This is a genomic window from Cellulophaga lytica DSM 7489, assembly GCF_000190595.1.
In the GTDB taxonomy this organism is placed as follows: domain Bacteria; phylum Bacteroidota; class Bacteroidia; order Flavobacteriales; family Flavobacteriaceae; genus Cellulophaga; species Cellulophaga lytica.
The window spans coordinates 433,884-448,157 of record NC_015167.1; the positions used below are offsets into that span (position 1 = coordinate 433,884).

At 32.5% G+C, this 14,274-nt stretch carries 7 protein-coding genes; 4 read left to right on the forward strand and 3 right to left on the reverse strand.

The window, feature by feature from the left end:
• Window position 1 precedes the first annotated feature (1 nt).
• From CELLY_RS02110 to CELLY_RS02120, 3 genes are read right to left on the reverse strand one after another with little or no spacing between them, the layout of a single operon-like run.
• The gene (locus CELLY_RS02110) at window positions 2-1,480 is read right to left on the reverse strand and encodes a tagaturonate reductase (RefSeq protein ID WP_042256511.1); all 1,479 of its coding nucleotides are present in this window, start codon (window positions 1,478-1,480) and stop codon (window positions 2-4) included.
• Between the two features lie 34 nt (window positions 1,481-1,514).
• Window positions 1,515-3,167 (reverse strand): UxaA family hydrolase, encoded by a 1,653-nt coding sequence (locus tag CELLY_RS02115; RefSeq protein ID WP_013620003.1) that lies wholly within the window; start codon window positions 3,165-3,167, stop codon window positions 1,515-1,517.
• Window positions 3,168-3,176: 9 nt separating this feature from the next.
• Window positions 3,177-4,184 carry a zinc-binding alcohol dehydrogenase family protein gene (locus tag CELLY_RS02120; RefSeq protein ID WP_013620004.1) on the reverse strand — a complete coding sequence of 336 codons (1,008 nt, stop codon included), beginning with the start codon at window positions 4,182-4,184 and terminating at the stop codon, window positions 3,177-3,179.
• A gap of 307 nt (window positions 4,185-4,491) precedes the next feature.
• Here CELLY_RS02120 and CELLY_RS02125 point away from each other — a divergent pair, with 307 nt between their 5' ends.
• The 4 genes from CELLY_RS02125 (at window position 4,492) to CELLY_RS02140 (ending at window position 14,264) form a co-directional block, all read left to right on the forward strand.
• Window positions 4,492-8,721 carry a two-component regulator propeller domain-containing protein gene (locus CELLY_RS02125; RefSeq protein WP_244847032.1) on the forward strand — a complete coding sequence of 1,410 codons (4,230 nt, stop codon included), beginning with the start codon at window positions 4,492-4,494 and terminating at the stop codon, window positions 8,719-8,721.
• 150 nt (window positions 8,722-8,871) lie between these two features.
• A complete protein-coding gene (locus CELLY_RS02130) occupies window positions 8,872-10,395 on the forward strand; it encodes a sulfatase family protein (RefSeq protein ID WP_042257241.1) in 1,524 nt (507 codons plus the stop codon).
• 12 nt (window positions 10,396-10,407) lie between these two features.
• Window positions 10,408-12,879 carry a beta-galactosidase GalB gene (gene galB, locus CELLY_RS02135; RefSeq protein ID WP_013620007.1) on the forward strand — a complete coding sequence of 824 codons (2,472 nt, stop codon included), beginning with the start codon at window positions 10,408-10,410 and terminating at the stop codon, window positions 12,877-12,879.
• A 2-nt stretch (window positions 12,880-12,881) separates the two neighbouring features.
• Window positions 12,882-14,264, forward strand: coding sequence for a sulfatase-like hydrolase/transferase (locus CELLY_RS02140; protein ID WP_013620008.1), 1,383 nt, complete (start codon window positions 12,882-12,884; stop codon window positions 14,262-14,264).
• The last annotated feature ends 10 nt before the right edge of the window (window positions 14,265-14,274 follow it).

A 14,274-nucleotide genomic window follows, 5' to 3' on the forward strand; every position in this document is an offset into this window, starting at 1 on the left:
ATTAGTTTTCTATTTTTCTTAAACATTCTTCTACTCCATATTCATCAATAGCCGTAATGCTTTTAGCAATAAAATCTACCAGTCCTTTATACTTTGTTAAATCTTCTCCTACTATGGTTTTATTAGCTAAGGTGTGTGCAACCAAATCTGTTACAGATTGTGATTTATTATCTACCATTTTCCATTGGTTTTCAAAAAATTTTAAAACCAACTTATCATCAGTAACAGCAATAACTTCTCCATTAAAACTACCTTTATAAAAACGAATTAAACTAGCTAATGAAAAAGCAATACGTTTAGGAAAAGAACCGTGTAACTGGTTATAATCTTTAAATGCTGGCAATAATCTAGATTGAAATTTTGAGGTACTATTTAATGATATTGCAATTAAAAAATGTTGAAGTGTAGGGTTCTTAAACCTGTCTACCACAGCATCTATAAAAGCATCTATTTCATTTGAAGAAAACTTGGTTAACGTAGGTTTAATTTCTGTAGCTAAAATTTGAAAAATATGATTGCTAACCACTTCATTATCCATACTTTCCTTTACCGTTCTTAAGCCGGCTAAATAACCAACCGGAACTAAAGAAGTATGTGCACCATTTAAAATACGTACTTTCATTTCTCGGTAATCGTGTAAATTATCTACAAACTGTACGTTTAAATCTGTTTTAGAAAAAGGCAATTCTTTTTGTACCAATGCATTTGCCTTAATTACCCAGCTATGGTACTCTTCACCAGCAACTAAAAGTTTATCTTTAAAACCTGTTTTTTCCTCTAAAAATGGAGCTCTGTCTGTAGGATAACCAGATACTATACGGTCTACCAGTGTGCTACAAAAATGGTTGCAATTTAAAATCCAGTCTATAAACTCTTGTTTTATTTGCCAATGTTTTGCATACTGTATAACTGTTTCTTTTAAAGCCTCACCATTATCTTCTATTAACTCACAAGGCAATAAAATACAGCCTTTATCCTTGTCTCCATTAAAATAACTATACCTGTGATACAGCCACAATGTTAGTTTTGCAGGAAATTCTTTAGGAGGACAATCTGTAATTTTATCATTTTCAGAAAACTGAATTCCGGCTTCTGTTGTATTAGAAACTATAAATCGTAATTCTGGTAACTCTGCCAATGCCAAATACTTATCCCATTCTGTATAAGGCTGAATAATGGTACTTATAGATTCTACTAAAGTAACTTCTGATACTGTTTTCCCATTTTTAATACCATCTAAGGCTACAGTAAACAAACCGTTTTGCTCTCTAAGAGCAGTATAATCTCCTGTTTCTGTTGGTTTAACTACAGCTACACTACCATTAAACGCTGTTGTTTTGTTTAGTACATCAAACATCCAATCACAAAAGGCACGCAAAAAGTTACCTCCGCCAAATTGCATAACACGTATGGGATGTATAACTGGTTTTTGAGCTGTATGCCTATCCAATAATTGTATTGATTTTTCTTTTGTTGCCATTTTTACAATGCGTTGTTTACTACGTAAATAGTATTTATAAAGAAACTCCTCTCTTCCACGGAATAAAGTCGTTATTGCCATGTATTACTGCTTTTGATGCTAGTTCTCCACTAGCAACTTTTATAATATGTTCTAATATTTTTTCACCCATAGTTTCTATGGTATCCTCGCCACTAATTACAGTACCTGCATTTATATCTATAATATCTTGCATACGTTGGTATAAGTTGGTATTACTAGACATTTTTAAAACAGGTGCAACTGGGTTTCCGGTGGGTGTTCCTAAGCCAGTTGTAAATACTACTACATTACAACCAGAACCAACCAAGCCTGTAGTTGACTCTACATCATTACCTGGTGTGCACAATAAATTTAAACCCGGTTTTGTAACCTGCTCTGTATAATCTAACACGCTAACAACAGGAGATGTACCTCCTTTTTTGGCTGCTCCTGCAGATTTCATTGCGTCTGTTATTAAACCATCTTTAATATTTCCGGGAGACGGATTGTTTTCAAAACCAGAACCAACAGCAACTGCTGCTGCTGAGTACGCTCTCATTAAATTGTAAAACTTTTTAGAATCCTCTTCTGTTACACACCTATTAATTATTTCTTGCTCTACGCCGTTTAACTCTGGAAACTCTGCTAAAACAGGACTACCGCCTAAAGCCACTAATAAATCTGACGCATAACCTAAAGCTGGGTTTGCAGATATTCCTGAAAACCCATCAGAGCCACCACACTCTAACCCTAAAACAAGTTTATGTAATGGTGCTGGTTTACGGGTAATTTTATTAGCTTCTATTAAACCTAAAAATGTATGCTTAACAGCTTCTTCTATAAAGTTACGCTCACTTAAACTACGCTGTTGCTCTAAATAATATACTGGTTTGGTAGTGCTGGGGTCTATAGCCAAAATAGCTTCTTGCATCATAGAAATTTGTGCATTTTGACACCCTAAACTTAAAATTGTAGCACCTGCAACATTTGGGTTGCATATATAACCTGCTAATAATTTACATAAGGTTTCAGAGTCTTGACGTATACCGCCACAACCACCATCATGCTTTAAAAATTTAATTCCGTCTACATTAGGAAATACCCTATTTTTAGCCATTTCCTCGTGACTGGTAATAATTGGAGTATTTAAAATATCATCTTTATGGGCTCTTGCTTTATACTGCTTAATTAAAGCATCTGTATCTACAGCAAAATCTTTTTTTGTTTGGTAGCCTAGTTTCTCTGCAAGTGCAGCTTCTATAACATCAATATTTCTGTTCTCACAAAAAGTTAGTGGTATTACCAACCAGTAATTGGCAGTACCTACTTTACCATCTTTTCTATGATATCCATTAAATGTTTTGTCTTTAAACTTAGATATGTTTGGCGTACTCCAAACAAACTCCTTTTTTTGATTGGTAAAGTCTGATGATGCGTGTTTTATATTTTCTGTTGTAATTGCACTACCTGCTTTAATTGTTGTGGTTGCTTTACCTATTAAAACCCCATACATAAAAATTTTATCTGCAGGGTTAAAGTCGTGTAAAGCAAACTTATGTTTTTGCTTTATGTCTTGTTGTAAAACTATTTGTTTGCCTGCAATAGTTACTACTGTACCTTTACTTAATGCTGTAATGGCAACTATAATATTATCTTTAGCATCTATTTGTATGTAGTTTTTAGACATTACTATTTTTTAAAAATTTACAGTTGCTTTTATTACTCCTGTTTCTGGTTTAAGCCAACTATCAAAATTTGAAATCATCTCTGTAAAAGGTACAGAGTGTGTAATAAATGAATCTGTAGGAAACTCATTTAACACATTAATTACGTGCTCAAAATCTTCAGTTGTTGCGTTTCTGCTACACATTAAGGTCATTTCCTTTGCGTGTATAGCTGGGTGTGTATAGGTTAACTCTCCTTTAGACAGGCCTACTAGTATAAATCTTCCGCCGTGAGACATGTAAGACGGGCAAGTTTCTAGTGCTCCTTTATGTCCAGATGCATCAAAAACAGCTGTACATAAATCGCCATTTGTAATTTCTGTAATTTTAGCTACAGGGTTATCTGCAACGTTTACGGTATAGTCTACTCCTATTTTATCTTTAGCATATTGTAGTCTTTGCTCGTTTAAATCCAGTGCTATTACTTTAGCACCTGCAATTTGTGCTAATTTCATAATTCCTATGCCAATAGGACCGCAACCAACAACAGCTATAGTTTCTCCTTTTACAATATTTGCTCTTCTGATAGCGTGGGCTCCTATTGCCAAAGGTTCTACAATTGCCATTTGGTCATCAGATAAATTATTAGCTGGTATTAATATAGAAGCCGGCACAGTAATTTGTTCTTGCATACCACCATCTGTATGCACACCTAAAACTTTTATATTAGTACAACAATTTGTTTTTCCGTTTCTACAAGCTATACAAGTTCCACAGCTTATATAAGGCATAACAACTACTTTATCTCCTGCTTTTATTCCTTTATCATTTGCGCCAATTTCTAAAACTTCTGATGCCAATTCATGACCTAAAATTCTAGGATAGGTAAAAAAAGCTTGGTTACCACCATAAGCGTGCAAATCTGTACCACAAATACCTACTTTATTAATTTTTAGTAGGGCTTCATCTTCTTTTCTAACTGGTGCATCTTTCTCTTTTAAAAGAAATTCTCCTGGTTTTTCACAAACTATATACTTCATTATTAATGGCGTTATTGTTAGTTATTTTTAACAGTTAATTGTGTTATTAGCTCTTTGGTAAAGTTCGTTTATATCAGTTTTGTTAATTACAGTATATGTTTTAAAATCTAGAACATATGTTATTTAGCAAGCCATTAAAACTTTTACCAACAAACACCAATTAACTAATAACCAACACCTTAATACAATTACTTTGTTTTTACACCTAACAAATACAAAAAACCATATGACCTATTGTATGTTCTATTTTGATATATTTGTTAGTATGACCTATAACCTTACTAATCTTTATACTTACCAAAGAATAATGCTACTAACAGTTAGCATATTTCTATTATTTATTACTACAACATATGCTCAAAACTCTTTAAAGTTTGAGCACTTAACTACAGAAAATGGTTTATCGCAAAGTGATGTTAATGTAATTTTTCAGGACAATGATAGGTTTATGTGGTTAGGAACCCATGATGGGTTAAATAGATATGATGGCTACAACTTTACCATTTTTAAACCTGATGCAAAAAACGAAAAAAGCATTAGCAGCAATTTAATTTGGAAAATTATTGATGATGATAAAGGCAACTTATGGGTTGGCACTACAGGTGGCGGATTAAATTATTTTAATAGAGAAACCGAAGAATTTACAACCTACAAACACAACCCTAAAGACAATAGTAGTTTAAAAAGTAATTATATAACTGTACTTTTTAGAGATAGTAGTAATAGATTATGGGTTGGCACAGTAAAAGGCATTAGTATGGCAGACTTAAGTAAGCCTACAGATTCTTTAAAGTTTACCCACTACAATTTATACCAAAACAGCTCTGTACCAATAAAAAGTACTAATAATGTAAGTTCTTTTTTTGAAGACAGTAAACACCAAGTATGGATTGGTGGTACTAACGGCTTATCTAAACTATCTAGAGATAATGATGGTACTATTTATTTTCAATCTGTTAACCACTTAATTGACTTACCAAATTGTAATGTAAAAGTTATTAAAGAGGATAGTTTTGGTAATTTAATTTTGGGCACTAGTAATGGTTTGTATAGGTATATGCCAACTAAAGAAACCAATCAAATAGAGTTTTTATATGAGGGTTCTTACAATGCAATTTCTATAAACAATAACAAAATATGGGCTGGTACAGATAATGGTTTATTAGAATTTTCTAGTACAGAAAATGCTACTCCTAAGTTAATTAATATTTATAAGTACGATCCCAAAAACCCTAATAATAGTCTTACTAAAAATGCTATTAAATCTTTATACATAGACCAAACTGGTATAATTTGGGCTGGAGCAAATGGTGGCGGTGTAAATAAATTTGACCCAAACAGAAAGCAATTTTCTCATATAAAAAAGAGCTTAGACCCTAATAGTTTAAGTAATGATAAAGTACGTGCTATTTTTGAAGATAGCCAACAAAACATATGGGTTGGCACAGAAGGTGGCGGACTAAATTTTATCAAAAAAAATAACATTACTAAAGATTTTAATCAATTTAAACACTTTAACAACATCAACAAAATATTTGCTATTGAAGAAGTTTTTTTTAAAAACAAAAGAAAAATATTTATTGGAGGAGAGTTTTCTCCTGGGCTTTTTGAAATTGATGTTACAGACAACAAAAAAATATCAGAAAACGATTTAAAATTAATTCCAGATGTATCTGGCAGTGTTTTTTCTATTTTACAAGACAAAGAAAAAAATATTTGGATAGGCACCTATAACGGAGGTATACATAGGTGGTTAATTAACAAAGACAGCACCAGTTTTACTAAAGATATTTTAAGACAAAATAACAACCAGCAGTTTGGCCTACCCAACAACATTATTAGAGATATTTTTGAAGACTCTAAAGGAAATAAATGGTTTGCTACAGGTAATGGTTTAAGCAGGCTTACACCAGACCAACAAAGATCTAAAATACCAAAGTTTGAAACTTTTAAAAACAATCCTGAAGATGACACCACACTTAGTCACAATTACATATTAACTGTTTTTGAGAGTAAATCTGGAACCATTTGGGTTGGTACTTTTGGTGGCGGTTTAAACAAACTTATTGTAAATAAAGACAAAACAATACGTTTTAAACGTTACACAGAAAAAGATGGTTTACCTAACAATGTTATTAAAGGTATTTTAGATGATAACCAAGGTAATTTATGGATGTCTACCAACAACGGATTATCTAAATTTAACCCTACCTCTGAAACTTTTCAGAATTATGATGTTAATGATGGGCTACAAAGTAACGAGTTTAGTGAACTTACAGCTTTAAAAACCAAGGAAGGAAAATTATTTTTTGGTGGTGTAAACGGGTTTACTGCTTTTTTTCCTGAAGAAATAATTAGCAACAAAATTAAGCCAGAAACGGTACTTACTAACTTTTCTATTTTTAATAAACCTGTTGCCATTGGTGAACAAATAAACGGAAGAGTTATTTTAAACAAGTCTATAAATTTTATAAATAAAATTAAGCTAAAATATAGCGAAAACAGTTTTTCTTTTGAGTTTGCAGCTTTACACTATGCTGCATCCAGAAAAAATAAATATGCTTATAAATTAGAAGGTTTTGATAAAGATTGGATTTACACAACATCAAAAAACAGATTTGCAACCTATACCAACTTAGAACCTGGCTCTTATGTACTTAAAATTAAAGCCTCTAATAACGATAACATTTGGGATGAAACACCTATTGAATTAAAAATAGATGTTACGCCACCTTGGTGGAGAACAAACATTGCCAAAGCTTTATATGTGTTACTTGCAATTGCTCTACTACTTGCTTTTAGAAGGTTTACTATAATTAGATCTGCAGAAAAACACCAGTTAGAGTTAGAACATTTAGAAAAAGAAAAACACGAAGAAATACACCGATTAAAGTTAGAGTTTTTTACCAACATCTCTCATGAGTTTAGAACTCCATTAACACTTATAAAAGGACCCTTAGATTTTTTACTGAAAAAGGCAGATACCATTAGCCCAAAAGAAGCAAAAGACCAATATGTATTAATGCGTAAAAACACAGATTACTTATTGCGTTTGGTAAATCAATTATTAGATTTTAGAAAAATGGATCACGGAAAAATGAGCCTTAATCTAAGTAAAAATAATATTGTAGAATTTTTAAAAGATGTTGGTGAACCATTTCAGTTTTTAAGTAGAAAAAAGAATATTAATTTTGAAATTAATGTTTCTAAAGAATCTATTTTAAGTTGGTTTGATCCTGATGCGGTAGAAAAAATTATAAATAACTTATTGTCTAATGCATTTAAATTTACTCCAGAAAATGGGCAAATTAAGTTAGATATTTTTAATGGTGAAGATTTTAAAAAACCAGATGATATTGAACTTAATATAAACCAAGATAAATATATTGTTATACAAGTAAAAGATTCTGGACCTGGAATTCCTGCACACAGATTGCAACATATTTTTGAACGTTTTTACACAGAAATTGGATTAACAACTCATGTAAACACTAAAGGTACAGGCATAGGCTTATCTTTTACAAAAAACTTGGTAGAACTACACCAAGGTATTATTAAAGTGAAAAGCGATTCTGAAAACGGATCTACTTTTTATGTTTGGTTACCAAAAGATAAAGAAACCTATGAAGAAAAGAAAGAGCTTAACTTTCATGAGGTTTTTGAAGATAATACATTTATTAGCAAGGTAGATGCAGAGTCGCACGCCATAAGTTTTATGGATGATATTATAGACCAGAATATGACACGGTCAAGATCTAAATTACCAATGCTTTTAATTATTGATGACAACCCAGATATAAGATCATTTATTAAAAAAGGACTAGGTGAAAGCTACTATATTTATGAAGCTGAAAACGGACAAAAAGGATTAGAACTTGCCAAAAAGTTTATTCCTAATATTGTGATAACAGATTTAGTTATGCCTGTTATGGATGGTATAGAATTTTGTAACCAAATAAAATCTACACAAGAAACCAGTCATATTCCTGTTGTAATGTTAACCGCAAAAACGTCTCAAGAAAAAGAAATTGAAGGCCTAAAAACTGGCGCAGATGCTTACATTAGAAAACCTTTTGACTTAGAATTATTAGAGATTAAACTCTCTAATATTTTAAATGACAGAGAAAAATTAAGGAAAAAATTTAATAGAGAAATTACACTACAGCCTAATGAAGTTACAGTTACGTCTTCTGATGAAACTTTTTTACAAAACGCCATAGAAATTGTAGAAAAGCATATGATGAACTCAGAGTTTAGTGTAGAAATGTTAGTTAAAGAAATGAATATGAGTAGAAGTAACTTGTATTTAAAAATTAAAGAACTAACAGGACTCTCCTCTAGTGAATTTATAAGAAACATTAGATTAAAAAGAGCTGTACAGCTTTTTGAAAAGAGCGATTTATCTGTAAAAGAAATTATGTATATGACTGGTTTTAATACGGCATCATATTTTTCTAAATGTTTTAAAAAACAGTTTGGTGTTGTACCTAGCAAATACATTAGAATTAATAGTGAAGACACCACAGATAAGGAATAGCTTTTAATAAAAAACATATGTTTTATTATTAAAACCATCTGTATACTACTTTTAAAGCTGCAAATCTCAACTTTGTTACATAGGAGTTAATTTTATTATTGTGTGTACAACTTTAGTGCGCACAATAATTTTATGGTAAAATATGTAGTTATGAAGATTTATACAGCTATTTTAATACTAGTACTTACACTTAGTGCTTGTGGTAAAAAAAGCAATCCAAAGTCAAAAAAACAACAACCTAATATTGTTTTTATTTTTACAGATGACCAAACCTATACTGCCATTAATGCTTTAGGAAATTCTGAAATTAAGACTCCAAATATGGATGCTCTTGTACAGCAAGGAACCACATTTACCAACGCGTACAATATGGGGTCATGGAGCGGTGCAGTTTGCGCTGCATCTAGAGCAATGCTTATTTCTGGCAGAACCGTATGGAGAGCTAATAATTTTAGACAAAACTGGAAAAAACAAGATTCTATTGATAAAACTTGGGCTAAATTATTAGAAAACAGTGGTTATAATACGTATATGACTGGTAAATGGCACGTAGACGCTCCTGCTACAAAAGTATTTAAATATACTGCCAACATAAGACCTGGTATGCCAAGAGATGCTTGGGACCACGCAACAATGGTTGCAAAGTTCGATTCTCTTTACAGAACTAAAAATCCAGATTCTAAAACAATTATGCCTAATGGCTATAACAGACCAAAAACTACTACAGATACTACTTGGTTACCAACAGATATTACTAAAGGTGGTTACTGGAAAGGCGGAAAACACTGGAGTGAAGTTTTAAAAGACGATGCCATAACCTTTATAAATACAGCAAAACAAAAAGAAAAACCTTTTTTTATGTACTTGGCTTTTAATGCTCCGCATGATCCTAGGCAGGCTCCAAAAGCTTACCAAGCTATGTACAATGTAAATAACATTACTATTCCAAAAAGCTTTTTACCAGAGTATCCATACAGGCACAATATTGCTAATGGTGATGATTTACGAGACGAAGCCTTAGCTCCTTTTCCTAGAACAGAGCTTGCCATAAAAACTCATATAAAAGAGTATTATGCTAGCATAACGCACTTAGATGCTCAAATAGGAGACATACTAACAGCATTAAAAAACTCTGGAAAAATAAACAATACGTATATTATTTTTACCTCAGATCATGGCTTAGCTATGGGAAAACACGGTTTACTTGGTAAACAAAATTTATTTGACCACAGTATTAGACCTCCAATGATAATTGTTGGTCCAGATATCCCCAAAAACAAAAAGAATACTGCAGATGTGTACTTACAAGATGCTATGGCAACCTCGTTAGAAATTGCAGGTATACAAAAACCTAATTACATTGAGTTTAATAGCTTTTTACAACTGGCAAAACAAAATAATACAAAAAGCAATTACAAAAGTATTTACGGTGCGTATTTAGATGTACAAAGAATGATTAGAAAAGATGGCTACAAGCTTCTTGTATACCCTAAAATTAAAAAAGTACTACTGTTTAATCTACAAACAGATCCTGAAGAAATGAATAATATTGCTAACCTACCGGAAGAGCAAAACAGGGTGTTACAGTTATTTAATGAACTACAAAAGCTTCAAAAAACAATGAATGACCCGTTAGATATTTCTACGTCTAAACCTCAACTTAAATCAAACTAAAAAATAAACCATATGCAAACATATAAATTAACTGCTTTACTACTTTTTCTGATGTTTTTTTCTTCTTGCCAAGAAAAGGAAATAGAAGTTTTAGCAGACCAAGATTTTAATAAAAACTGGTTATTTATAAAAGATAGTATTCCTAATGCAGAAGCCATAACTATTGATGATAGCAATTGGAGAAAAGTAAACGTACCACATGATTGGGCTATAGAAGGTCCGTTTAGTGATAAAAATAATGCACGTAACGGTGGTTTACCTATAGACGGTATTGCTTGGTACAGAAAACATTTTACTGTAGACGCTAAAAACAAAAACAAACAAATTTCTATAGAGTTTGATGGTGTTATGGATAACTCCAAAGTGTATATTAACGGCAATTTTGTAGGAGAACGCCATTACGGTTACAGTGGGTTTGAGTATGATTTAACTCCGTTTATAAAATTTGGAGAAAACAATGTTATTGCCGTACAATTGGCTCCAGAAATTTTATCTGAAAGATGGTATCCTGGCGCTGGTATTTACCGCAAAGTTCGTTTAAAGTTAAACGAACCAATACATATTCCGCAATGGGGAACATACATTACTACACCTAAAGTAGCTAGTAATAAAGCCGTTGTTAGCGTAGAAACTAAACTAAAAAATACCCTAAATACAACTGAAAACATTGTACTAGAAACTACCATTTTAGACATAAACAATACAACTGTTGCTGTTTCAAGCAACAAAATAGAACTAGCTAAAGCATCTGAACAAAAAGAGGTGCAAAAAATTACAGTTCCTAACCCTATTTTATGGGATATTGGCAAACCAAACTTATACACAGCTGTTAGTCGTGTTATAAAAGATAACAAGACAATAGATGAGTACACTACAGAATTTGGTATTAGAACTATTGAGTTTAAAAAAGAAGGCTTTTACTTAAACGGAAAAGCAGTAGAACTTAATGGTGTTTGTATGCACCATGATCTTGGTCCTTTGGGTGCTGCTGTTAATTATAGAGCTACGGAACGCCAAATGCAAATAATGCAACAAATGGGTGCAAATGCTCTACGTACTAGTCACAACCCACCTTCTACAGAAATGCTGCAGGTTTGTGATAGACTTGGCATTGTGGTTATTGATGAAGCTTTTGATGAATGGAAAGAGGCTAAAGTACCTAATGGTTACCATAAATATTTTGACAAATGGGCAGAGAAAGATTTGCGAGATATGATAAAAAGAGATCGCAACCACCCATCTGTAATTATGTGGAGTATTGGAAACGAAATTTTAGAACAAGGTAAAAAAGATGGCTGGAAAATAGCTAAAATGTTAAATGACATTTGTCATAATGAAGACAATACCAGACCTACAACTGCTGGTTTTAACTATTACCCTGCTTCATTTAAAAACAAATTAGCCTACCAAATAGATGTTGTTGGTGTAAACTACAAACCTGCTTATTATGCAGAAATTAGAGAACAAAACCCTGATATGATTTTTTATGGATCAGAAACATCTTCACAAACAAGTACTAGAGGTTACTATGAGTTTCCATTAAAAGAAAGAGTTAGCAAAGAAACTAATCAGGTTTCTAGTTATGATGTAAATATTGGTCCGTCATGGACATACCCTCCAGAAGTAGAATTTGAAGCACAAAAACAAAATCCACATTCGTTGGGAGAATTTATTTGGACTGGTTTTGATTATTTAGGAGAACCTACTCCTTATGGCGGAAGAGACAACTCTACTAACGGATATTGGAATGATGATTGGCCATCCCACGCATCATATTTTGCACCTGTAGATTTAGTAGGTTTTCCTAAAGACAGGTTTTATTTGTACCAAAGCCAATGGACCACAGAGCCAATGGTACACGTATTACCACATTGGAATTGGGAAGGTAAAGAAGGCCAAAACATACCTGTATACTCGTATACAAATTGTGATGAAGTAGAACTTTTTGTAAACGGTAAATCTTATGGCAAAAAAATAAAAGGAAAAGATACTACTACCATTTTTGCAGAATACAATGGTTTTAAAGGTGGCACTATTGACTCTAAATACAGACTTTCATGGAATGTACCTTACCAACCTGGAAGCTTAAAAGTTGTTGGGTATAAAAATGGAAAACCTGTAGCTACTAAAGAAATTAAAACAGCAGGCAAACCTTATAAAATAAAATTAATAGCAGACAGAACTACTATTAATGCTAGTGGAGAAGATTTATCATTTATTACAGTTAGGGTTGAAGACAAAGACGGTAACTTATGTCCTAAAGCAAATCATCTAATTAATTTTAAAGTATCTGGTAATGGTAATTTAGAAGCTGTTGGCAATGGCAACTCTGCCTCATTAGAGTCTTTTCAGGCAAATTATATTACATCGTTTTACGGTAAAAGTTTAGCCATTTTAAAAGCTACAGAAAATCCTGGTGAAATAACTCTAACAGCTACTGCAGATAACCTTACCTCTGCCACAATAACTATAAAAACTAAATAGGAATGAGTAGCCTTAAAAATTTAATACTTGCTTTTTGTTTTTTTTATTTTGCGCAACTAATAACTGCACAAAAACAACCCAATATTATTGTGGTATTAACAGATGACCAAGGTTGGGCAGATGTTGGTTTTAATGGTGCTACAGATATTCCTACACCAAATTTAGATAGAATAGCTTCTGAAGGTGTAATTTTTTCTAACGGATATGTTTCTCACCCTTATTGCAGTCCGTCTAGGGCTGGATTACTTACCGGAAGGTATCAGGCGCGTTTTGGGCACGACTGTAATATGCCTTATGAAGGAGAAAATGATGCCACAGTTGGTACACCTTTATCAGAAAAACTAATATCTGAAGCATTAAAAGAACAAGGATACAGAACAAGTGCAATTGGCAAATGGCATATAGGAGATCATCCTAATCTGCACCCACCTGCACAAGGTTTTGACCATTGGTTTGGTTTTCCTGGCGGAAGTATGAACTATTGGGGAAAAGCAACAAGCAAAATTCAGACTATTTACCGCAACACAAAGCCAGTTGCAGAGGAAGAACTAACCTACTTAACTGATGATTTTACCAATGAAGCTATCAATTTTATCAACAAAAAAGATAAAAACCCATTTTTTATTTACTTGGCCTATAACGCACCACACGCACCAGACCACGCTACAAAAAAATATTTAGAGCAAACCAAACATATAGAGTATGCTGGCAGAAGTGTTTATGCTGCTATGGTAAATGCTGTAGATGCTAATATTGGTAAAATAGATTCTACTCTTGTTGCTAATGGTATTAAAGACAATACTATTTTAGTTTTTTTAAGTGATAATGGCGGAAGAATACAACACGCAGATAACAGACCTTACAGAGGACACAAAGGAATGTTATTTGAAGGCGGAATAAAAGTACCTTTTTTTATCTCATGGCCAAGCAAAATAAAAGAAGATAGTAAGTATACAAAACCTATATCATCATTAGATTTATTTCCTACACTTTTAAATGCTGCTGGTGGTAATGCTGCTATAGAAAAACAATTAGATGGTGTAGATTTAATGCCTTATTTACTGAATAAAAATAAAGGTACACCGCACAAGACCCTATTTTGGAGATCTTCTGGTAATTTTGAATATGCTGTTAGAAAAGACAAGTACAAATTGTATAAAAGTGCCTATAAAAATAAAACCTTACTTTTTAATATTAAAGAAGATAACTTAGAACGATATGATATTGCTGCCCAACACCCAGAAATATGTATAGATTTAGAAAAGTCTTATACCAACTGGGATGCAAAAAACAAGACTCCTGGTTGGTTAGATCCGCACGCAGAAAATGTAGTTAAAGAGGATAAAAGATGGAGAAAAACACGAGAAAAATCATTAAAAAAGTAATATTTTAGCC